The sequence below is a fragment of the Shewanella sp. VK101 genome (genome assembly GCF_056497865.1).
Window position 1 is genome coordinate 3788699 of record NZ_CM151402.1, and the last position, 22570, is coordinate 3811268.

The following is a 22570-nucleotide window of genomic DNA, read 5'->3' on the forward strand; positions in this document are numbered from 1 at the left end:
TGTCATAAGCGCTCCAAGCCCTGCAACTAAGGGCCTTAAAACCAAGGGCCCTACAACTCAGGCCCGACAAAAAACGTTAAGTAACGCCATGGCTACCGCACGGGTCCAAACTCTGTTCGTCCCTGCATTCCGCTGAAAACGGAAAAGCGCTGCTGCTCTCGGCCTTAAGCTTAAGGAAGTGCTAAAACTAAGCGTTTGAATTGGTTATACAATAGCTAGCATTGAATGTTAAAACAATTAGCCAAAGGTCAAGTTTTGACAAAGGCAACAAAACCCTGATTTGGGTTGTTTTTGCAACAGAATTGACTGGGTGTTTGCATTATTCTCTGTTTTTGACAGTCATAGTCCCACCTAAGTACAGGCCGAGCTTCCGGCCACGGTGTAGCTAATCACCTGCGGTGCGCCTTTCGCACAGGCGATCCTGTGACACGGCGTGAATACGTCCATGTAGCCTCGACGAAAACGTCCCTGTTTTCGACGGTCACAGTTTCGCCTATGCCTGAAAATGAGGTGTATGCCTGTAGAAATATAGGCAATTTTAAGCAACGTTATTTTTGCAGAATTGCACCAGCTCCCCTTCGGAGCCGCCGCTGGCGTTGTTGCAAATTGGCGTAGCCGAGACAGGGATGTCGAGGCTCGAAGGTCGAGCAAGGATGCGAGTCCTGAGTGTAGCCAATTTGCTTCATAAGCCAGTGGGGATTTCGGCTACGTCGGGGGTCGCTGGGGGTTTGGAAAGGGGGCGAGTCGATACAGCCCCCTTTCCTCGGGTGTGGGGCGAAGCTCCACGACTTTACGCCGCTGGCACAGCGGCTAATATAGCGTTCAACTAAAAGTTCTTAAGTTAGTACTGGCTGAACTTCCGGCCACGGTGTAGCCCATCACCTGCGGTGCGCCTTTCGCACAGGCGATCCTGTAACTCGCTGCGAATACCTCCTTGTAAGCTCTGCCTCGCCATCCCTGGCTCGGAAGGTCACAGTTCCGCCTATGCCTGGAATATGGGCGTATTTCTGTGAGCATATAGGTAGCTTCAAACAAGTTAGTTCTCACAGAATTGCACCAGTCCCCCCTCGGTGTCGCCGAAAGCCGTTGGCGCAAATAACGTGGTTAAGCAGCAGCCAATCACCTGCGATGCGCTTCTCGCACAGGCGATCCTGTGACACGGCGTGAATACGTCCATGTAGCCTCGACGAAAACGTCCCTGTTTTCGACGGTCACAGTTTCGCCTGTGCCTGAAAATGAGGTGTATGCCTGCAGATCTTTCAAATGGTTCAAGCTACTCAGGGCTAACAGAATTGCACTAATTCCCCCCTCGGTGTCGCCGAAAGTCGTTGGCGCAAATAACGTGGCTGAGGCATGGATGCCGAAGCAGCGCCAGTCGAATCAGGGATGAGCGTCTGAAGCGGTAGTTATTTGCGCCATTAGGCCGAGGGGCTTTCGACACCGTGTGGGGGCGGCAAGGGAGATCCAAGAGGGGATTGCTGCAGATCCTCTCTTGGTCGGGTGTGGGGCGAAGCTCCACGATTTTAGGCCGCTGGCACAGCGGCTATCATAGCTCCCAGCTAAAAGTTCCTAAGTTAGTACTGGCCGAGCTTCCGGCCACGGTGTAGCCCATCACCTGCGGTGCGCCTTTCGCACAGGCGATCCTGTGACACGCTGCGAGTACGTCCCTGTAAGCTCTGCCTCGCCATCCCTGGCTCGGAAGGTCACAGTTCCACCTGCGCCTGGAAAAAGGGTGTATGTCTGTAGGTATATAAGCAATTTCAAGCAACGCTATGATTGCAGAATTGCACCTATTCCCCCTCGGTGTCGCCGAAAGCCGTTGGCGCAAATAACGTGGCTGAGGCATGGATGCCGAAGCAGCGCCAGTCGAATCAGGGATGAGCGTCTGAAGCGGTAGTTATTTGCGCCATTGGGCCGAGGGGCTTTCGACACCGTGTGGGGCGGCAAGGGAGATCCAAGAGGGGATTGCTGCAGATCCTCTCTTGGTCGGGTGTGGGGCGGCGAGTGTCGCGTAGCGACTGGCTACGAGCGAGAGCCAGGGATGGCGAACTGGCCCTTGTGCATGGATGCATTTGCTCCACGACTTTAGGCCGCTGGCACAGCGGCTATCATAGCTCCAAGCTAAAAGTTCTAAGTTAGTACTGGCCGAGCTTCCAGCCACGGTGTAGCCCATCACCTGCGGTGCGCCTTTCGCACAGGCGATCCTGTGACTCGCTGCGAGTACGTCCTTGTAAGCTCTGCCTCGCCATCCCTGGCTCGGAAGGTCACAGTTTCGCCTATGCCTGGAAATGAGGTGTATGTCTGCAGCTCTTTCAAATAGTTCAAGCTACTCAGTACTAAAAGAATTGCACCAATTCCCCCTTCGGAGCCGCCGCTGGCGTTGTTGCAAATTGGCGTAGCCGAGACAGGGATGTCGAGGCTCGAAGGTCGAGCAAGGATGCGAGTCCTGAGTGTAGCCAATTTGCTTCATAAGCCAGTGGGGATTTCGGCTACGTCGGGGGTCGCTGGGGGTTTGGAAAGGGGGCGAGTCGATTCAGCCCCCTTTCCTCGGGTGTGGGCGAAGCTCCACGACTTTAGGCCGCTGGCACAGCGGCTAACATAGCTTTAAGCCAAGACTCACCAATAAACTAGGTCTTAGCTTCTGGCTAAGCAGTTGCCCATCACCTGCGGTGCGCTTTTCGCACAGGCAATCCTGTGACTCGGCGAGAGTTGCGCAGCACCATGTTTTCGAGAGCGAGCCAAGGATGGAAAGCTGACCATTGTGCATGGAGGCATTTACACCACGACTTCAGGGCGTTCAACAACGGTTCTCGCACACCTGCTGTTCGGAGCAAGAAAACAATGGGTTTCCAAAACCCGAGTGTTATAGCGTTAGATAGCAAAAGCCGGGATTAAACCCGGCTTTTATATCGAGCAAAGAAAGATACTAGCCTCAGCTACCGAGGCGCTCTTTGATAGCTTGGGTGATAATACTGGCACCAAAACCATTGGCTTCGGCCCAGTCGACTATGCTCTTGCCATCGGCTTCCGCTACTTCCAGTTCGGTCTTTGACAAGCGCTTGGCAATAAACTCGCCGGTATCTTCGGCGTTGCTGTGATAGGCGGTGCGCAGCAGGCTTTCGCCATCACAGGAGATCCCGGAATAGATGTTACGTAACTTCATCCGGTTCTCTTTCAGCTTCTTACGCAGGCGGTTTTTGTCGTTGGATTTGACGTAATCACAGATACTGGCAGCCAGCAGATCTTCGGCTTTAGCAGTTGAGGGGACTGACACTGAGGATACAGCAATCAGCGCAGCAATGGCCACGGGCAACAGACGCATCTGACACTCCTTTTTGTAATTGTTATTAATGCCAAGAGTCCTCAGCAAACGCATCTGCTGAGGACTCTTGGCATAAGGATCGGCTCGTGGCTGGCGCCACTCACGTTTCAGGGTTCAAAAGTCCGTCACAATTTAACATTTTCTCACCATATTGATAAAGCGAAAATCCAACCCATTTACACTATGGCCACTTTCCTCGTGAATTTGCTGCCAACTGCCATCGTCCCATTCGGGAAAGCGGGTGTCCCCTTCCACTTGCAAGTCTATCTCTGTCAGATACAGCGTATCGGCTTGAGGCAGAATTTCCCGGTAGAGCTGGCCGCCGCCTATCACCACCAGCTCTTCGCAGTTTCCGGCCGCTTCCACAGCCTCTTTGAAGGAAGAAACCCGGGTAACACCTTCCGGGGCATAGTCGCTCTGGCGGCTGATCACTATGTTGTGGCGCCCGGGCAGGGGACGACCTATGGATTCGAAAGTCTTACGTCCCATCACCACCGGCTTTCCCAGAGTCATCTGCTTAAAATGACGCAGATCTTCCGGCAAATGCCAGGGCATTTGGTTGTCTTTACCTATGACTCTGTCATGGGCCATGGCGGCAATCATGGCGATGCGCATATACGCTCCTTGTTATTATTGGATTAAATCACCGGGCGGGTACGGAAATACAACAGGCTGGGCATGGCCAGACCGACAGACAAAGCCCCGAGAATAAACACGGTTTTCAGGCCATTGGTGACCACCTGTTCCCACAGCTCGGTACTAAGCTGTGACTGGGCGGTCAATTGCACCAGGGCAATCACAGTGTTGTAGGCATAGGAGCCTGGGATCATAGGGATAATCGCCGCCACGGCATACAGCAGCGGCGGTGCCAGATGACGCTTGGCAAAGGCAATAGTCACCATGCCTATGATGGCGGCAGCGGCAAAGGTGGCCCACTCTATCGGCAAGCCAAACTGCAACATCAAGGTCCGTGAGCTGTGGCCTATGGCCCCGGCCAGGGCACAGTAAAGCAGATAACGCCTGGGAACATTGAACAGCATGGCAAAACCCATGGCGGGTATAGCCGAGAAAAAGGCATCATTCAGCAGTAACAACAGAGTGTCCATCACAGGAAAATCCCCCCAAGCTGCATGGCAATGGTAATGCCTATCACTGAGGAAACTGTCATCAAGGTCGCCTGCCCCCAGCGGGAGATCCCCACATTCATATGGCCTTTAACCATATCCGATATCGAGTTGATCATCGGAAAGCCGGGAACCAGCATCAGCACAGAGGCCGCCATCGCCAGCTCAGGGGTTTGGGTCACAGGATAGAGATACCCCAACTGGGCGGCCAAGCTAGTGACAAAGGCAGTCACGGCAAAATTCACCAACACATTGAAGTGACGTTGCGCCATGGCCAGGCGCACAAACATACCGATGACAGAAGCAAAGAAGGTGAAAAGGCATGCCGCCAGGTCGCCACCGAACAGGTGACAAAAACTGCCGCAGGAGAGGCCTATCATGGGGATAAGCAGCCACTTGGGGTAGGTTTTGGGTTGCAGTCTGGCGAGGCGTTTGCGGACTTCATTGGGGCCATAGAGGCCTTTTTCGGCCAGCAGGCAAATGCGTTGCAGCTCGCACACCACTGTCATATTGATGCCGTGCTCGCGAATGCGCCGGGTAGTGGTAATACAACGGCCGGAAACCAAGCTGGTGAGCACCAGCGAATTGGAGGAGATGGATAGCTCGACACTGGCCAAGCCAAGTGCCCGGCCAAGACGCTGACTGATCTCTTCAACCAGTTCAGATTCAGCGCCGTAGGCCAGCAATAGCTGAGCAACCCGGACGACCTGCCGGGTGATATCGTTTTGGGTATCAGCGTACACAGGTGTTCAGGCTCGCTCAGATATTATCTTTGGTAAATAACCTCAACATCATAATCATCGTCGTCGAAGTCATCGTCGAACTCATCATCATAGTCTTCGTTGAGATCTTCCAGGCTATCCTGATGGTAGTTGTCCCATTTGAACTCAACATCGGCGTCAGGATCTTGCTGTTGCTCTTCCGCCGGCAGACTGCTGATAAAGTCATAGAGCTTTTCTGCCAGTTCCTTGGTGCCTTCACGGGTATAAGCCGAAATGGTATAAACATCCCCTTCCCAGCCCATCTCCTTGACTATGCTGTCGACTCTTTCCTGCAGCTCTTCTTCCAGCAGCAGATCTGTCTTGTTGAACACCAGCCAACGTGGCTTGGAAGCCAGCTTGGGCGAGTATTTTTCAAGCTCAGTGACAATCGCCTTGGCCGCTTCGGCCGGGCTGGTACCATCGATAGGCTCGATATCCAGGATATGCAGCAATACACGGCAACGCTCAAGGTGCTTGAGGAAGCGAATACCCAGACCGGCACCTTCGGCGGCACCTTCGATCAACCCTGGGATATCTGCCACTACAAAGCTCTGCCCTGGACGTGGGTTTACTACCCCCAGGTTAGGAACCAAGGTGGTAAAGGGATAATCGGCCACTTTTGGTGTCGCGCGGGAAACCGCCCGAATAAAGGTCGATTTACCTGCATTTGGCATACCAAGCAGGCCCACATCGGCCAACAGCATCAGCTCAAGACGCAAGCTACGCACTTCACCGGGGGTGCCCAGCGTTTTTTGTCTGGGGGCACGGTTAACACTGCTCTTGAAGCGGGTATTGCCAAGACCGTGGAAACCACCTTTGGCCACCAACAGCTTCTGACCATGCTTGGTCAGGTCTCCGAGCACTTCGTCGGTTTCTTCATCAACCGCCCGGGTACCCACAGGTACCTTGAGTACCAAGTCCTGGCCACCTTTACCGGTACAGTCACGGCCGCGGCCGTTTTCACCGCGCTCGGCCATATGGAAACGCTCAAAACGATAGTCAATCAGGGTGTTGAGGTTTTCGTCGGCTTGCAGATAAACACTGCCACCGTCGCCACCATCGCCACCGTCTGGACCACCATCCGGCACGTACTTTTCACGTCTGAAGCTGACGCAGCCACTGCCACCATCTCCAGCTTCAACTCTGATCACTGCCTCATCGACAAACTTCATACATACTCCTGGCACCACGGAATGGGGCAATTATACTGCCTAACCCTGCAAGGCGCCAAAAAACAGAAACTATGGCTTTCGCCCAAAACAAAAGCCCCACCAATGGCGGGGCTCAAGCAATTCTGGTTTGAAGATTAGTCTTCGATGCTAACGAACTTACGGTTGTTAGGACCTTTAACTTCAAACTTAACTTTGCCGTCAGTCAGGGCAAACAGAGTATGGTCACGACCGATACCTACGTTAACACCTGCGTGGAATTTAGTACCACGTTGACGAACAATGATGTTACCAGCCAGAACTGATTCGCCGCCGAAGCGCTTTACACCAAGACGTTTGCTTTCTGAATCGCGGCCGTTACGAGTAGAACCGCCAGCTTTTTTGTGTGCCATGAGTCAGACTCCTATTAAGCGTTGATAGCAGTGATTTTAACTTCAGTGAACCACTGACGGTGGCCCATTTTCTTCTCGTGGTGCTTACGACGGTTGAACTTTTGGATAGTTACCTTTTCACCACGGCCATGGCTAACAACAGTAGCCACAACTTTACCACCTGCTACCAGAGGGGTACCCACTTGGACGTTTTCACCATCAGCGATCAGCAGAACTTGATCGAACTCGATAGTCTCACCAGTGGCAACTTCAATTTTTTCCAAACGAACAGTATGGCCTTCAGCAACACGGTGTTGCTTACCACCACTTTGAAAAACAGCGTACATAGCTATTTTACTCCGAAATTCTTAACACGCCGGCTCATCTCTATGAGGCTGGGTGCTACAAAAACTTTAATGACAATGGGCGCGGAGTTTACGCGAAGAATCCTTTACTGGCAAGCCCTAATTGACGAAGAAGAAAAAAAGACCGGATTAACTCGCACATTGATCTCTCTGCTACTGTCTTGTTCATTAATTTTAGGTAAACTTCGGTCTATTAAAATATTTAAGCTTATCGGGAGCTGCCGATTCGGCGTTCCTTCATACCTAGAGTCTACTATGGATTTAACTGCTATCCGTCAGCTGGCTGACGCCGACATGCAAGCCGTCAATCAACTGATCTACAAACAACTCGAATCTGATGTTGCCCTGATCAATCAATTGGGGTTCTACATCATCAACGGTGGCGGCAAGCGTATGCGGCCGTTACTGTCGATTCTGGCGGCCAGATCACTCGACTATAGTGGTGAAGCACACCTGAAGCTGGCTGCTATTATAGAGTTTATTCATACGGCTTCGCTGCTTCACGACGATGTGGTGGATGAATCTACTCTGCGCCGTGGACGGGAAACCGCAAACGCCCTGTTTGGCAACAGTGCCAGCGTGCTGGTTGGCGACTTCCTTTATACCCGCTCTTTCCAGATGATGACAGAGCTGGAGTCGATGAAGGTACTGCAGGTACTGGCCAACACTACTAACGTACTGGCCGAGGGTGAAGTGCTGCAGTTAATGAACTGCAACGATCCGGATACCACAGAAGCCAGCTATATGCGGGTTATTTACTGCAAGACTGCCAAGTTGTTTGAAGCAGCAACCCGTCTTGCCGGTGTGCTGGCCGGCTGCGACAGCGAAATGGAAACGGCGCTGGCCGACTATGGCAAATACCTGGGCACCGCCTTCCAGTTAACCGATGACCTGCTGGACTACACTGCCGACGCCGAAGAGCTGGGCAAGAACATAGGTGATGACCTAGCCGAAGGTAAACCCACACTGCCACTCATCTACGCCATCGCCCATGGTACAGAGCCACAGCGGCAGATGATCCGCCAGGCGATTGAACAAGGTGACGGCACCGAGCATATCGAGGCGATAATAGATGCGCTCAACACCTGCGGCGCATTGGAATATACCCAACAAAGGGCCTATGAAGAGTCTAACAAGGCCATAGAAGCCCTTTCGGTGCTGCCTGAGTCCGACTACAAGCAGGCGCTGATAAGCCTAGCCAAAATCGCCGTAGCCCGCAGTCACTGATAGGCTTAAGACGACGGATTAAAACCCATCAGTTGAATTTGTTGTTTAACCCAAGCAAAAAAAGAGCGCTCAAAGCGCTCCTTTTTGTTTTTGGTTTGTTGTTTATGGTGTGATTACTGCTCAAACACCAAGTTGTCGTCGCGATAGTCCACCTTGATCGGCTGCCCTGGCAGTAACTCGCCTCTAAGCAGCTTTTGCGCCAGTGGGTTTTCCACCTCTTGCTGCAGTGCCCGCTTCAGCGGCCTTGCACCATACACAGGGTCGAAGCCGGCTCTGGCGATAAAGCTCAGAGCCGCATCTGTGATCTCCAGCTCGAACTCTTTTTCTGCCAGACGTTGGCGCAGCGACTCGACCTGAATCGCGGTAATACTCTTGATATGCTCGCTCTCCAGCGGGTGGAACACCACTGTTTCGTCGATCCGGTTGAGGAACTCGGGGCGGAAGTGGTGCTGCACCACATTCATCACCTGAGCCTTCATCTCATCGTAACTTTGGTGACTGAACTGCTCCTGGATAATGTCGGAACCCAGGTTCGAGGTCATAATTACCACGGCGTTACGGAAGTCAACAGTACGACCCTGACCATCGGTCAGGCGGCCATCATCCAGTACCTGCAGCAGTATGTTGAACACATCCGGGTGTGCCTTTTCCACCTCATCGAGCAGGATCACCGAGTAGGGACGACGGCGCACCGCTTCGGTGAGGTAACCCCCTTCCTCATAACCCACATAGCCCGGAGGCGCCCCGACCAACCTGGAGACTGAGTGTTTCTCCATAAATTCGGACATATCTATCCGCACCATGGCGCTCTCTGTGTCAAACAGGAACTTGGCCAGCGACTTACACAGCTCTGTCTTACCTACCCCGGTGGGGCCGAGGAACAGGAAGGAGCCTATGGGCCGGTTAGGATCGGCCAGACCCGCGCGGCTACGACGAATGGCGTTGGCCACTGCATCGACCGCCTCATCCTGACCTATCACCCGCTCATGCAGCGCCTCTTCCATATGCAACAGTTTTTCCCGCTCGCCTTCGAGCATCTTGGAAACCGGGATCCCGGTCGCCTTGGAAAGTACCTCGGCAATTTCAACATCCGTGACCTTGTTACGCAGCAAGGTCATATCCTGCATCTCGGCCTGAGACGCCAGATCCAGCTGTTTCTCCAGCTCTGGGATGCGGCCGTATTGCAGCTCCGACATCCGGGTCAAATCACCGGCGCGGCGTGCCACATCGAGATCCAGTCTGGCTTGCTCCAGATCCGCCTTGATATGTTGAGTACCCGCCAGCGCTGCTTTTTCTGTGTGCCAAATCTCGTTGAGTTCGGCCGCCTTCTGCTCCACTTCCACCAGCTCGCTGCGCAGGTGTTCGAGACGCTTACGACTGGCCTCATCGTTTTCCTTCGCCAACGCCTGCTCTTCCAGCTTGAGCTGAATGATACGGCGCTCGAGGCGATCCAGCGGCTCCGGCTTGGAGTCTATCTGCATTCGGATGCTGGAAGCGGCTTCGTCGATAAGGTCGATGGCCTTGTCCGGCAGTTTACGATCTGACACATAACGGTGGGACATGGTCGCCGCCGCCACAATCGCCGGGTCGGTGATCTCCACATGGTGATGCAGCTCGTAGCGCTCTTTCAGACCACGCAGAATAGCGATGGTATCCTCGACACTGGGCTCATCCACCAGAACTTTCTGGAAGCGCCGCTCCAGCGCCGCATCCTTCTCAATATACTGACGATATTCATCCAGAGTAGTGGCACCGACACAGTGCAGCTCACCGCGGGCCAGTGCCGGCTTGAGCATATTACCCGCATCCATGGCGCCATCGGATTTACCCGCGCCCACCATAGTATGCAGCTCGTCAATAAAGAGGATCACCTGGCCCTCTTCCTGAGCCAGCTCGTTGAGCACAGCCTTGAGTCTTTCTTCAAACTCACCACGGTATTTGGCACCGGCCACCAAAGCACCGAGATCCAGCGACAATACCCGTTTGTTCTTGATGCCTTCGGGCACCTCGCCGTTGACGATACGCTGCGCCAGCCCTTCAACAATGGCGGTCTTACCCACACCTGGCTCACCGATAAGCACAGGGTTGTTCTTGCTGCGGCGCTGCAATACCTGCACTGTGCGGCGAATTTCATCGTCACGGCCAATAACAGGATCCAGCTTGCCCTGCTCGGCACGCTCGGTCAGATCTATGGTGTATTTCTTCAGCGCCTGGCGCTGATCCTCAGCATTGGGGTCATCCACCTTCTGGCCGCCACGCACGGCTTCGATGGTTTTCTCCATCAGCTCTTTGGTGGCACCGGCCTGCTTGAGGCACTGTGCCAGGGTGTCGTTACCTTCCAGTGCTGCCAGAATAAACAGCTCACTGGAGATATATTTGTCTTTGCGCTTCTGTGCCAGCTTGTCGCACAGATTCAGCAAACGTATCAGCGCTTGGGATAGCTGGACATCACCGCCAGTGCCTTCCACCTGTGGCAAGCGCTCCAGTTCCTGGCTTACCAGGGAACGCAGAGTGCTGACCTGAATACCGGCTTGGGTCAACAACGGATGAATTGAACCGCCATCCTGATTCAACAAAGCCATCATCAGGTGGACGGGTTCTATGAACTGATGGTCACGGCCAAGAGCCAGAGATTGGGCATCCGAGATAGCAAGCTGAAATTTATTGGTCATACGATCGAGTCGCATACAGCCTCCTGAAACTCTCAAAATAAGGTATTACTTTGTTAGCTTAAAGATGGGGATGCTTTGAATAATTTCAAGTCAGACGAATGAAATAACCACTCAATCAGTGAGCCAAATAAGCGAGGCCATACGGCCGGTACGACCGTCTCGGCGGTAGGAAAAATAGTCTTTGTTGTTATAGGTGCAGACATCCAAGGCATATACCTGCCGAACACCCGCCTGCTGCAATCTGAGCCTGGCAAGCCCCTGCAGATCGCCGAGAAACTTGTCCCCCTTGGCCACAAAGCAGTCGTCGGCCCTGGGGTCTTTATCGCAAAAAGCGGCACGCACTTCTCCGCCGACTTCGAAGGCAGTTTTGCCTATGGCCGGTCCGAGGCAGGCGATAAGCTCGGAGCCGGGACGAAAACGGGCTATTCCCGCTTCGATGACGCCATCACACAGGCCGCGCCAGCCGGCGTGCAGCGCCGCCACCTGGGTGCCTGCACTGTCACACAGAAGTACGGGCAGGCAATCGGCGGTCATCACCACGGCCACATGCGCCTTGCTGTCGCTATAGCTGCCATCGGCAATCCTTAGGGGGTCACGCGCCAGGTCGACCACCTCTGTGCCATGTACCTGCTCCAGCCATGCCGGCTCGCAGGGCAGAGCCAGCCGCTTTGCCAATAGAGCACGGTTGGCCTGCACAGATGCGGGATCATCACCCACATGCAGCCCCAGATTCAGGCTGTCAAACGGCGGCTGGCTGACACCGCCATGACGCTGGGTCATGGCGATTCTGACATTGGCCGGCAGCGGCCAGTGGCAGCCGTACATGTTACAGATACTCCGGCGGATGCTCTTCGGTGTCTTTACGCAGCGCCTTGGTCAGCTCGACCATATCCTCGGGGATAGGTGCCTGCCAGCTCATCAGCTCACAGGTAATGGGGTGCACCAACTCCAGTCGCACCGCATGCAGCGCCTGGCGCTTGAAGTTTTTCAGCACTTCGAAGAAGGCTTCACTGGCGGCCTTGGGGGGTTTTGGACGACCACCATAGACGGGATCGCCCACCAATACATGACCTATATAAGCCATATGCACCCGGATCTGGTGAGTCCGGCCACTTTCCAGCCTCAAGCGCAAGCGGGTATGGGCGCGGAATTTTTCCGCCACACGATAGTGAGTCACAGCCGGCTTACCGCTGTGGTGCACCGCCATATGAGTACGCTTGGTGGGGTGACGCCCGATAGGCTCATCCACTGTACCACCGGCTGTCATGGTGCCCAGCACTATGGCTTCATACTCACGGGTAATGTCGCGCGCCTGCAGCGCCGCCACCAGATGAGTCTGGGCCTCAACAGTCTTGGCTACCACCATCAGGCCTGTGGTGTCCTTATCGAGACGATGGACAATACCGGCTCTGGGCACATGTTCTATCTCAGGGCAATGATGCAGCAGGGCGTTCATCAAGGTGCCATCACTGTTACCGGCACCGGGATGCACCACTAAACCCGCCTGCTTGTTGATCACCAATATATGGTCATCTTCATAGACGATATTCAGATCGATAGCCTGAGCCTCGGCGTGCACCTCTTCTTCCAGAGTGGCTTGAACCTCTATCTCCTGAGATTCCAACACCTTCTCTCTGGGCTTGTTTACCACAGTACCATCAACGGACACTTTGCCATCGAGGATCCATTCCTTGATCCTGGTACGGGAGTAATCGGGGAACAACTCGGCCAAAGCCTGATCCAATCTCAGACCGGTTTGGGTTGCTGATATCTCGCTTTTTAGATTAATCTCTTGCGTCATAGGAACCGTCCCCAGTTAATGGGGTCAAAAACTGTGTACTTTCTGGTACACTCGGAATCGGCCATTTTATCGTGAAATGGAAAAATTCTTAACTACAACTTACTCAAGAATCGAATTCAAGTATGCATAATATTGCCAAAGGCGCTGCCATAGCCTTTTTTTCGCTGGCCATTGTGGCCTGTAGCAGCAAACCGGAAGACGACTTAATTACCAGCAAGCTGTCTCCGGACGTTCTCTACTCCCAGGCCCGCACCTCTATGGAGCTGGGTAACTATACCAAGGCTGTGCGTTCACTGGAGGCATTGGATTCCCGCTTCCCCTTTGGCCCACACAAGACTCAGGTTCAGTTGGATCTGATTTATGCCTACTATAAGTTGGATGATACCCCGTCGGCAGTCGCCAACATCGACAGATTTATCCGCCTCAACCCCACCCACCCGGATATAGACTATGTCTACTATATGCGTGGACTGGTGAATATGCAGGCCGACAACTATCTGTTCCATGACATGCTCAATATAGACAGAAGCGACAGGGATCCTCAGTTTGCCCTCGATGCCTTCAAGGACTTCGAGCGTCTGATCAAGACTTATCCCAACAGCAAGTATGCGGCCGACGCCCAGAAGAGAATGCAGCACCTGAAGAATCGTCTGGCGCTGTATTCGGTTAAAGTGGCCGAATACTACCTGAAAATGAATGCCTGGAGCGCAGCCGCCATCAGAGCCCAGTCTGTAATGGAAACCTATCCAGGCACCCCATCGATAGAGCGCGCCCTTGAGATCATGGCCACCGCTTACGATGAACTGGGTCAGGAGCAGTTAAAGCAGCACGTACTCACTGTCATGCGTGCCAACTATCCGGGGAATGACCTCCTCAAGGATTAATCCCTTAACGCCCCACTTTAACGTGGGGCGTTTTGTTTTCAGGGCAAGACCAAGCCCAGCCCCCTTAAGCCTCAGGATCCGGCTTTACAGGTCGAGTTTTCGATTTGGCTAATTCACCCCTAGCCCAGTAATGGCGCGGCTTTCGCTCAAAAGCTAAGCAATATGCGCCTTTTCGAGTAAAACTTGCTCAAACACGCGATATTTTGAAATATTTCTCAGAAAAGAGTTGACTCAAAACCGTAAAAGTCTTTTAATGCACGCCGTTGCCCGAATAGCTCAGTTGGTAGAGCAGCGGATTGAAAATCCGCGTGTCCCTGGTTCGATTCCGGGTTCGGGCACCACCTTCAACTTTAAGGTGCTCAGGCGACTGAGGAAATTGCAAGGCAGTACAGTGCAGGTGTGGTGGAATTGGTAGACACGCCAGCTTCAGGTGCTGGTGCCCTCACGGGCGTGGAAGTTCAAGTCTTCTCACCTGTACCACTTTGCAATAATAGTTAGCTGTACGTTAGACTCTAAGTGTGCAGGTGTGGTGGAATTGGTAGACACGCCAGCTTCAGGTGCTGGTGCCCTCACGGGCGTGGAAGTTCAAGTCTTCTCACCTGTACCAATTAACACATAAAGAGTCGAAATGAAAACAGTGCAGGTGTGGTGGAATTGGTAGACACGCCAGCTTCAGGTGCTGGTGCCCTCACGGGCGTGGAAGTTCAAGTCTTCTCACCTGTACCAATCATTTAAACCTCGCGATGCGAGGTTTTTTTGTATCCAAAATTTGCCCCTCTCTCGTCTCACGCGCTTCATACTTTTTTGCTATACCTTTTGTATGGCTCAACAAATTGGAATGACAGAGCCTGATCCAAGGATGTATTACCCTCTGGACTAAGGTTCTCAAGCATGAAGTTACAACTGAAACACAAGATGTTGCTCGGTATGGCCGTGCCTCTTCTCTTGATGCTGCTACTCTGTGGTATCGCCATCAATATCATGAACAAAATCGACTCAGGGGTAGAAAATATCTACAGCGACCGGGTTGTACCACTCAAAGATCTCAAAAGCATTGGCGATGATTATGCCGTCTTTGTCATAGATGCCATCAATAAGGCCAATGCCGGAGATTTCAGTGCCGAACAAGCCAGAACCGCACTGGATGAAGCAGACAAGAGCATCAAACAGAGATGGCAGGACTACACAGCTACTCAGTTAACCGCCAGAGAGTCACAACTGGTCAATGAGACCAAGCGGCTGTTTATTCCCGCCGATGAGCAAATAAAACGTCTGCAACATAAATTGGCCACCATGAGCGGTAATATTCAGGGCCAGCTCAGCCAGGAAATTATTCCTCTCTATCAGGTGATAGACCCCATCAGTGGCAAGATTGCCGAGTTGGTGACCCTGCAATTGGATGTCGCCAGGCAGGAAAGAGATCAGGCTCAGAACCTTTACTCCTCTTCCGTTGTGCTGTTTATCTCTCTGGTCAGTGTGGCAATTATCGCCAGCTTGCTGCTCAGTGTTTGGGTCAATCGCAGCGTCATGTTACCCATAGGCGATATTCTCACCCAGCTGAAGAAAATTCGCAGCGACTCAGACTTAACCGTGCAGTTCAAAACCTTCAACGCCGACGAGCTGGGGCAGATATCCGATAACTTAAGAGATGTGATATCTCACCTCAGGGGGATACTCAACAACATTGCCAATTCCGCCAATACGGTCAGCGACTCGGCGACCGAGCTCTCAAGCTTCACCCAACAAACCAACGAGCGCATGCACAGACAACAGGCCGAGACAGAGCAGACGGCTACCGCCATGAATGAAATGACCGCCACAGTCTCCGAAGTAGCCCAAAGTACCACGGCCGCTGCCGACTCGGCCCACAGCGCCGATGCCAGTGCCGCCAATGGCGACTCAATAGTGCAGGAGTCGATTGCCAGCATGGTGGCACTCTCAGCGCAAATTCAGGGTACGGCGCAGGTGATCACCCATCTGGCCAATGAAAGCCAAAACATAGGCAGGGTACTGGATGTGATTAAGGGAATTGCCGAGCAGACCAATCTGCTGGCACTGAACGCTGCCATTGAAGCGGCCAGGGCCGGCGAGCAGGGCCGGGGTTTTGCCGTGGTGGCCGATGAGGTAAGAACCCTTGCCAGTCGCACCCACAGCTCAACCCAGGAGATTGAGTCCATGATAGCCACCCTGCAGACAGGTGTGCAGGAGGCGGTGACAGCCATGGAGCAAGGCATCACTCAGGTCGAGCAGGCCAACAGCAAGGCCAATATGGCCGGCGAGGCCTTGAAAGAGATAGTGGTGTCAGTCGACTCCATCGCCCAGCTCAATACTCATATCGCCACCGCAGCCGAAGAGCAAAGCAGTGTGGCGGAGGATATCAATCGCAGCATTATAGCAATAAGCGACATCACCCAACAATCGGCCCAGGCAGCCAACGAGTTGACCGAGTCGGTCAGCAACTTAAGCCATCTGGCGGAAAACATGCGCGCCGAAGTGGCCCGCTTCCGTCTCTAACTCGCTGAGGGCCCTTCGGGGCCTATTTTTTATTCCCTGCCAGCTCCAAGCCTTTTGTAAACCAAAAACCTTTGCCGCCATTCCTGACAGATTCCTCGAAAAAAGCCGTCTGCACAGCAGAGCAAAAAAGAGCCACAACCGCTAAAGACTACGACTGCAACTAAAACAAAACCGCGGACATGCCGCGGTTTTCGCCTGTGCCTGGAAAGCTAGATTTTGAATTGGCTCACCGCCTGATGCAGGTAATCGGCGCGGTGGCGAACCTCATCGGATGCAGTGGCATTCTCTTCTGCCGCCTGAGCCGATTCCTCGGCAATATCGCGGATCACCACCACGTTCTTGTTCACCTCGGCGGCCACCATACTCTGCTCTTCAATGGCGGCGGCTATCTGAGTGCTCATGTCCATGATATTGGTGACATCGGCATTGATCTGCGCCAACAAGGTGCCGGCACTGGCCGCCTGTTGGGCACTCTCACCGCCCTGCTTCTGACTCTGCTCCATGATATCCACAATCGAATGGGTACGGCTCTGCAGGGTTTGAATGATGCTGGCAATCTCTTCGGTCGACTCCTGAGTTCGCATCGCCAGACTGCGCACCTCATCGGCCACCACAGCAAAACCCCGGCCTTGCTCACCGGCCCTGGCCGCCTCAATGGCAGCGTTCAGTGCCAACAGATTGGTTTGTTCGGCGATACCGCGGATCACATCCAGTACGCTGCCTATGGTTTGACTGTCTTTTTCAAGCTCGGCCACCACATTGGCCGAGTCATCCAACTGCTGTGCCAAAGACTGGATCTTGCTGATGGTATCCTCAACGCCAATCTGGCCTTCCTGGGCATTGTGGTAGGTCTGCCCCGCCTTACTGGCGGCCAGTTCGGTATTCTTGGCAATCTCGTCTATGGTGGCGCCCATCTCGGTGATCGCTGTGGCAACCATATCGGTTTCATTCAGCTGCTTGGACACACCTTCCGAGGCGCTGATGGCATTGCGGGACAGCTCTTCACAGGACTGGCGCATGGCATCAACAGATTCGATAACCTGCTCGATCAGCTTCTGGAAACTCTCCACCATGCTGTTGAAATGACGTCCTATCATGCCCAGTTCATCGTTGGAGCCCACATCGCAGCGTAGTGACAGATCTTTTTGCTGCTCAATGCGGGAAATAATGCCTGTGATACGCTCGACCGGCCCCATGATGCTGCGGATAATCACCACAGTGCTAATCACCAGCACCAAGGCGATCAGGCCAAACAGCGCCAATCCCAGCATGAAGCTGTTCTGCTGCTCGTTTTCCACCTTGGCTATCGCCAACTCTCTCAGCTTGGTGGATGAGCTTTCCGTGGCAAAGATCGCCTCTCGCAGCTGCCCCATCATGCCCTTGGACTCGTCGAGTCCCAGCTGCTGTTCCTTGGCCACCAAACTCTTGAAGCTTTGCTGGTACTTGCTCATCAGTTGCTCAATATTGCTACGAACACTGTAGTCCAGCAAACTGGCGCTCAAGGCTTCATTGAAGCGTTCAATATTGCTATCAAACTTATTGAGGTAGCTGAGATCCCGCAGCAACATAAAGTCTTTCTCGTTACGCCTCAGTTGCAGCATCAACACCATAAGCTCTGGCACGTTATGTTCTGCCACCAAGCTTTCGACATTGTGCACCGCAGAGCGTAACTCACCGTAGAGGCCACTCTTGGTATCCAGGCCTATCTCCTGTTGCAATTTCACCACACCGGCAAACAACTGTCGGTAGCTGACCAAATCACGGTTAAAGCTGTTTATCGGTGCCTCGGGGAGATCATACTCCTTGAAGATGACCGCCAACTCTTGCATCAACTGCGCCGTGGCCTGTGCTTCCTGCTGATGTATCTCGACATACTTGAGATCCTGGCGGTCAAAAAAATCCTTTTCATTCTTGCGCATGCTTAATACTTCTTTGTCCAGCTCAACCACTTTCTGGATGGCGATGGACAGTTCAGTCTGCACCGAGCTGGAATATTGCTGCAGTGCAAACATCAATACCAAGGCGCCTATCGAAACAGCGGCACTCAGTAACAACTTGTGGCGAATAAGCATGGTGTTACCTCAATAAAAAACAGTCACTCTAAAAAAATAGTCGCAATTCTGTTGCCGTGTTAGCCGAGTCAATCCGGTAACAAAAATATCACCTTATATTATCAATGATTAACCTATTGAAAAACAGTCCCTAGCCTTGTCACAGTGCAAAAAAAACTAAAAAAAATTCTATTAACTGAGTCAAAAAACCCGAAAGCGCCAAGCATCTGTCTTTCATGAGGGTTTTTGCCTTTCAAATAATAATTGCATACAGTATTCAAAATTTTAAAATGCACACAAGGAAGCGCAACTCCATGAAAATCATTCCAGCAGAGCAAATCCAGCAGGTGTTGGATTTCCCATCCCTGATAACCGCCCTCAAACATAGCTTTGCCAACGCCCCCAACCTTCCCAAGCGAAACCTTTACCCGCTGGACAACAGCAGCAAGGATGCCTTCGCCGTACTACCGGCTTGGGATGATTCGGCAATTGCCGTCAAGGCATTCAGTTACTTTCCGGAAAACCCCAGTCGCAACGCCGAGCTCAAGAGCCTCTACTCGCAGATACTGTTATTCAGCCGGGAAACAGGTGAACCCTTGGCTTTACTCGATGGCACTAGCATTACCTACTGGCGTACAGCGGCCGTCTCAGCCTTGGCCGCTGCCTCACTGGCACGGGAAGATGCCAATCACCTGCTGCTGTTCGGCACTGGTAATCTGGCAAGCTATATGGCACTGGCTCATGCCGCCGTCAGACCGATAACCGAAATCGCTATCCGGGGCCGCAGCCGGGATAAGGCTGCCAAGGTAATGGAACAGATAGGCGCTAAACGCCCGGATATCCGACTCAGTTTTTGCGAGGAGATAGAGCGGGATGTTGCCAACGCCGATATCATCAGCTGCGCCACCGGCAGCCCCGTGCCTCTGTTTGATGGCAACTGGGTAACACCCGGCACCCATGTCGATCTGGTAGGCAATCATCATCAGGATGCGCGGGAGTGCGATACCGAGCTGATGCTCAGATCTCAGGTCTTTGTCGATAACCGCAGCAATGTGTTTGCCGAGGCCGGAGAACTGCTGCTCCCCAAGGCCGAAGGCGTATTCCACCTGGAGCAGGTTAGCGCCGAGCTGGCCGAGCTTTGCCGCGCAGAACACAGCGGCAGACAAAACCGCGAGGAAATCACCCTGTTCAAGAGTGTTGGCAGCGCCTTGGGAGATTTATCGGCCGCCAATCTGGTGTATCGCACCCTGTATCCAGGCGGTAACACTTGAACCTGCCCGTTCCCGGTCATTGGGTTCGGCCAAATAACTGCAACAGAATAAAGTGTAGAAAACAGCCAATAATTGACAGTTAACAATAAAACCTAATAGATTGATTAACAATGATTTTTAAATAGAATCCTTCAGTAAGCAAAATACTGGAGGATTTTTTTAATTCTTTTTTTAAACCTTTTAAGCGGGTCAAACTATCCAATTACCATGACTCGCCCAAACCATTAAGGACAGCCCAGTGAATGCCAGCCCGCAGCTGACAGAAACCAGATACCAGCAAGAAGTGGACTTCCCGCTGGTGCAGCGTGCCCGTTTGGGGGACAAGCTTGCCTTCGCCGAGCTCTACCGTCTGCACCATGGCAGAGTCTATGCACTGTGTTTGCACCTGGCTGGCCAGGTGCCACTGGCAGAAGAGATGACCCAGGACTGCTTTATCCGTGCCTGGGAGAAGCTGGACCAATTCCGCGGTGAAAGCAAATTCAGTACCTGGCTGCACAGCCTGAGCGTCAATCAGGCACTGAGTAGTTTGAAAAAACAGCGCAGCTTCTGGGCCAGATTTCTACCTGTGACCACAGAGGCAGACACAGAAGAGTCGACCACAACCCACACGGAGGAAACCTCTGTGTTGGAGCGCAAGATCCTCAAGTTACCCGAGCGGGCCAGAGTCGTGTTTGTGCTGTTTGCCATTGAGGGCTACAGCCATGAAGAGATAGCCGCCATGATGGGCACAAGTACCGGCACCAGCAAGGCGCAGTACCACAGGGCAAGAAACTTGCTTCAGGAGATGTTGTCATGAACAAGCAGCCAACATTGGAACAACTGATAGAACAACTGCCACGGGAAAAAACACCCGAGCGCGACCTCTGGCCTGAAATCGCCGCAAGGCTGGAACAATCTCAGCCACCCAAGGCCGCAAAATCCAGCAACGGCTGGCGCAATCTGGCTATCGCCTGCAGCCTGCTGTTGGTGTCCCTGCTCGGCTATCAGGGATTGCAGCAAACCCAAAGCCACGTCGACCCACAGATGCTGGCCATGCTGGAGCAGTTGCAGTATCAACACCAACAACAGGTGAAACAACTGGAAGCCAGTGTCAATTTCGGCCAATGGCAAAAGGTCAGCATGACCACGCCGCTCAGTCGCGGCATAGATGAACTCAGGGAAGCCGCAACGCAGATATTCCAGGCACTAAAACAAGACCCGACCGATCAACAACTTTGGCAACTCTGGCTTTGGGTACAGCAAAGGGAGATAGAGCTGCTCACCCGGGGTGAACAACTGCCCACTCAACTCGACCAACAAGGAATCAGCATATGAACAAGATATCACTAACCCTACTCTCCTCAGCCCTGCTGCTGAACCCGGTATTGCAGGCGGCCGAGAAGGTCGATCAAAGCGCGGCGCTGGAGTCCGGAGCTAAATTGAATATCAAGATCCAGCGGGGAGAGGTGAAGATCCGCAGTTGGGACAAGGCTGAAGTCGCCATCAAGGGCAAGCTGGATGAGCTCAGTGAAGGCCTGGTGTTTGGTCAGCAGGGCGGCAGCTTTGTTATCGAAGACAAGCTGCCCAAGAGCTATAACAGCCGGGACAAAGACGGCTCAAAGCTGGAGATCTTTCTGCCCGCCACAGTCAATATGAAGCTCAAAGGCGTTTCCGCCGATTATGACCTTCAAGGATTGGAGGGTGAGATCTACTCAGCCAATGTCAGTGGCGATATCAAGGGCCAGGATCTCAAAGGCAATCTGCAACTGACCACGGTTTCCGGCAGTATCCACACCCAGAGCAACCAGGGTGAACTGTATCTGGAAACCGTTTCCGGCGACATTGAGGATAAACAGAGTCTGGGCAAGGTAAGTTATCGCCTGGTGAGCGGCGAACTAAACGCCGAGAGTGATGCCATAGAAGTGGAGCTGGATCAGGTCTCGGGCAAGAGTCAGTTGACCCTGAAGGCTCCCGAGTCACTCAAGGCCAGAACCGTCAGTGGCGACTTGAGTATTGCCATGCAAAGCCTGGCCGGCAATGCCAATGTCGATAGCGTCAGTGGCGATATTGAATTCAAGTTTGCCAAACTGCCGAATGCCGCCTTTGATATCAGCGGTGGCCCAGGTGGCAAGATTGACAACCAACTGACTCAGGACTCACCGAAAAAAGCCAAGTACACCAAGGCTGAATCGCTGCAATTCCAAAGCGGTTCCGGCCAAGCCGATGTCAGTATCAACACCATCAGTGGCCGGATTAAACTGCAGCAATAATCAGCTGTATCGCACCAAGGCCTCTGGCTGGCCTTGGTGCCTTTTCTTCAGCCTACCGAGGCTATCTCGGCTTCGGTCAGATAACGCCACTCACCAGGTTCCAGTTCACTATCCAGCTCTATGGCGCCGATTGACTCACGATGCAAGGCTTCCACTTTATTGCCCACAGCGGCAAACATACGTTTCACCTGATGATATTTACCTTCGGTAATGGTTAACAAGACTTCGGTTGGGCTAATCAGCTGCAGCTGTGCTGGCCGGGTCAGCCCCTCTTCCCGGTGCAGCGCCAGGCCGGCGGCAAATTGTGGGATCAAGTCTTCAGTAACTGGGCTGGCCAGCCACACCCGGTAGCGTTTGCCGCATTCCTTCTTGGGAGAGGTTAGCTTGTGCGACCACTGGCCATCATCGGTAATCAACACCAAGCCCGTGGTATCGGCATCCAGGCGCCCGGCAATGTGCAGATTCTCGGGCTTTTCTATCTCCAGTAGACTGATGACCGAAGGATAGACCTCATCCACGGTTGAGCAGATGGTATCGACCGGTTTATGCAACATCAGATATCTGTTGCCTATCAAGCTGATAGGTTCACCATCGAAACACACTCTCATGCCATCACACACCTTGAAGCTGGAGTCCTTGACGATTTCACCATCGACACTGATTTCACCGCGGTGCAGCGCCTTCTTGGCCATGGAACGGGTCAGCTCTGTAGACTCACAGATAAATTTATCTAAACGCACTTGGCTATCCAACCTCTTGAGTTTATGCCGTGTCAATTGCGCGCCATTA

The 22570-nt window shown here is 53.1% G+C and carries 19 protein-coding genes and 4 tRNA genes; 11 read left to right on the forward strand and 12 right to left on the reverse strand.

Features of this window, described 5'->3' with window-relative positions; all coding sequences use genetic code 11:
• Positions 1-2932: 2932 nt before the first annotated feature.
• The 7 genes from ACSHSR_RS16960 to rplU all read right to left on the reverse strand — a co-directional run bounded on the left by ACSHSR_RS16960 (position 2933) and on the right by rplU (position 7094).
• Positions 2933-3322 carry a DUF3718 domain-containing protein gene (locus ACSHSR_RS16960; RefSeq protein ID WP_025012068.1) on the reverse strand — a complete coding sequence of 130 codons (390 nt, stop codon included), beginning with the start codon at positions 3320-3322 and terminating at the stop codon, positions 2933-2935.
• Between the two features lie 132 nt (positions 3323-3454).
• Positions 3455-3937, reverse strand: a complete 483-nt coding sequence (folA, locus tag ACSHSR_RS16965; protein WP_025890098.1) for a type 3 dihydrofolate reductase — start codon at positions 3935-3937, stop codon at positions 3455-3457.
• Between the two features lie 23 nt (positions 3938-3960).
• Positions 3961-4428, reverse strand: a complete 468-nt coding sequence (locus tag ACSHSR_RS16970; RefSeq protein ID WP_222943400.1) for a threonine/serine exporter family protein — start codon at positions 4426-4428, stop codon at positions 3961-3963.
• On the reverse strand, positions 4428-5189 hold the full coding sequence (locus ACSHSR_RS16975) for a threonine/serine exporter family protein (RefSeq protein ID WP_025012065.1): 762 nt from the start codon (positions 5187-5189) through the stop codon (positions 4428-4430). Before ACSHSR_RS16975 ends, ACSHSR_RS16970 begins: the two co-directional genes overlap by 1 nt.
• Before the next feature lie 23 nt (positions 5190-5212).
• The gene (cgtA, locus tag ACSHSR_RS16980) at positions 5213-6379 is read right to left on the reverse strand and encodes an Obg family GTPase CgtA (RefSeq protein ID WP_025012064.1); all 1167 of its coding nucleotides are present in this window, start codon (positions 6377-6379) and stop codon (positions 5213-5215) included.
• Positions 6380-6513: 134 nt separating this feature from the next.
• Entirely contained in the window at positions 6514-6768 is a 255-nt protein-coding gene (rpmA, locus tag ACSHSR_RS16985; protein WP_011760936.1) for a 50S ribosomal protein L27, read from the reverse strand.
• A 14-nt stretch (positions 6769-6782) separates the two neighbouring features.
• Entirely contained in the window at positions 6783-7094 is a 312-nt protein-coding gene (gene rplU / locus ACSHSR_RS16990) for a 50S ribosomal protein L21 (RefSeq protein ID WP_025012063.1), read from the reverse strand.
• A gap of 273 nt (positions 7095-7367) precedes the next feature.
• Here rplU and ispB point away from each other — a divergent pair, with 273 nt between their 5' ends.
• Complete coding sequence (gene ispB / locus ACSHSR_RS16995; protein WP_345852240.1) at positions 7368-8339, forward strand: octaprenyl diphosphate synthase; 972 nt, start codon at positions 7368-7370, stop codon at positions 8337-8339.
• 113 nt (positions 8340-8452) lie between these two features.
• Here the strand turns inward: ispB and clpB are convergent, their stop codons facing one another.
• The 3 genes from clpB to rluD all read right to left on the reverse strand — a co-directional run bounded on the left by clpB (position 8453) and on the right by rluD (position 12812).
• Entirely contained in the window at positions 8453-11026 is a 2574-nt protein-coding gene (gene clpB, locus ACSHSR_RS17000) for an ATP-dependent chaperone ClpB (protein ID WP_479630973.1), read from the reverse strand.
• 96 nt (positions 11027-11122) lie between these two features.
• Entirely contained in the window at positions 11123-11836 is a 714-nt protein-coding gene (pgeF, locus tag ACSHSR_RS17005; RefSeq protein ID WP_101059401.1) for a peptidoglycan editing factor PgeF, read from the reverse strand.
• A gap of 1 nt (position 11837) precedes the next feature.
• Entirely contained in the window at positions 11838-12812 is a 975-nt protein-coding gene (gene rluD / locus ACSHSR_RS17010) for a 23S rRNA pseudouridine(1911/1915/1917) synthase RluD (RefSeq protein ID WP_025012060.1), read from the reverse strand.
• Positions 12813-12934: 122 nt separating this feature from the next.
• On the opposite strand from rluD, the gene ACSHSR_RS17015 reads away from it, so the two are divergent.
• The 6 genes from ACSHSR_RS17015 (at position 12935) to ACSHSR_RS17040 (ending at position 16210) form a co-directional block, all read left to right on the forward strand.
• Entirely contained in the window at positions 12935-13696 is a 762-nt protein-coding gene (locus ACSHSR_RS17015) for an outer membrane protein assembly factor BamD (protein WP_025012059.1), read from the forward strand.
• Positions 13697-13961: 265 nt separating this feature from the next.
• Positions 13962-14037, forward strand: a tRNA-Phe gene (locus tag ACSHSR_RS17020).
• Positions 14038-14089: 52 nt separating this feature from the next.
• A tRNA-Leu gene (locus ACSHSR_RS17025) sits at positions 14090-14176 on the forward strand.
• A 40-nt stretch (positions 14177-14216) separates the two neighbouring features.
• A tRNA-Leu gene (locus ACSHSR_RS17030) sits at positions 14217-14303 on the forward strand.
• Between the two features lie 32 nt (positions 14304-14335).
• Positions 14336-14422, forward strand: a tRNA-Leu gene (locus ACSHSR_RS17035).
• A gap of 165 nt (positions 14423-14587) precedes the next feature.
• Positions 14588-16210, forward strand: coding sequence for a methyl-accepting chemotaxis protein (locus ACSHSR_RS17040; protein WP_479630974.1), 1623 nt, complete (start codon positions 14588-14590; stop codon positions 16208-16210).
• Between the two features lie 209 nt (positions 16211-16419).
• On the opposite strand, the gene ACSHSR_RS17045 is transcribed toward ACSHSR_RS17040, so the two are convergent.
• Positions 16420-18282, reverse strand: coding sequence for a methyl-accepting chemotaxis protein (locus ACSHSR_RS17045; protein WP_115389867.1), 1863 nt, complete (start codon positions 18280-18282; stop codon positions 16420-16422).
• A gap of 293 nt (positions 18283-18575) precedes the next feature.
• Between ACSHSR_RS17045 and lhpI the strand changes: the two genes are divergently transcribed.
• From lhpI to ACSHSR_RS17065, 4 genes are all read left to right on the forward strand, one after another.
• On the forward strand, positions 18576-19532 hold the full coding sequence (gene lhpI / locus ACSHSR_RS17050) for a bifunctional Delta(1)-pyrroline-2-carboxylate/Delta(1)-piperideine-2-carboxylate reductase (protein WP_115389866.1): 957 nt from the start codon (positions 18576-18578) through the stop codon (positions 19530-19532).
• 238 nt (positions 19533-19770) lie between these two features.
• Complete coding sequence (locus ACSHSR_RS17055) at positions 19771-20328, forward strand: RNA polymerase sigma factor (protein WP_371873330.1); 558 nt, start codon at positions 19771-19773, stop codon at positions 20326-20328.
• Positions 20325-20846, forward strand: coding sequence for a hypothetical protein (locus ACSHSR_RS17060; RefSeq protein ID WP_115389865.1), 522 nt, complete (start codon positions 20325-20327; stop codon positions 20844-20846). Before ACSHSR_RS17055 ends, ACSHSR_RS17060 begins: the two co-directional genes overlap by 4 nt.
• Positions 20843-21781: a DUF4097 family beta strand repeat-containing protein gene (locus tag ACSHSR_RS17065; protein WP_208160070.1), complete on the forward strand. Its 939-nt coding sequence runs from the start codon at positions 20843-20845 to the stop codon at positions 21779-21781. The genes ACSHSR_RS17060 and ACSHSR_RS17065 overlap by 4 nt, the downstream gene beginning before the upstream one ends.
• Positions 21782-21828: 47 nt before the next feature.
• On the opposite strand, the gene rsuA is transcribed toward ACSHSR_RS17065, so the two are convergent.
• Positions 21829-22521: a 16S rRNA pseudouridine(516) synthase RsuA gene (gene rsuA, locus ACSHSR_RS17070; protein WP_208160071.1), complete on the reverse strand. Its 693-nt coding sequence runs from the start codon at positions 22519-22521 to the stop codon at positions 21829-21831.
• Positions 22522-22570: the final 49 nt, after the last annotated feature.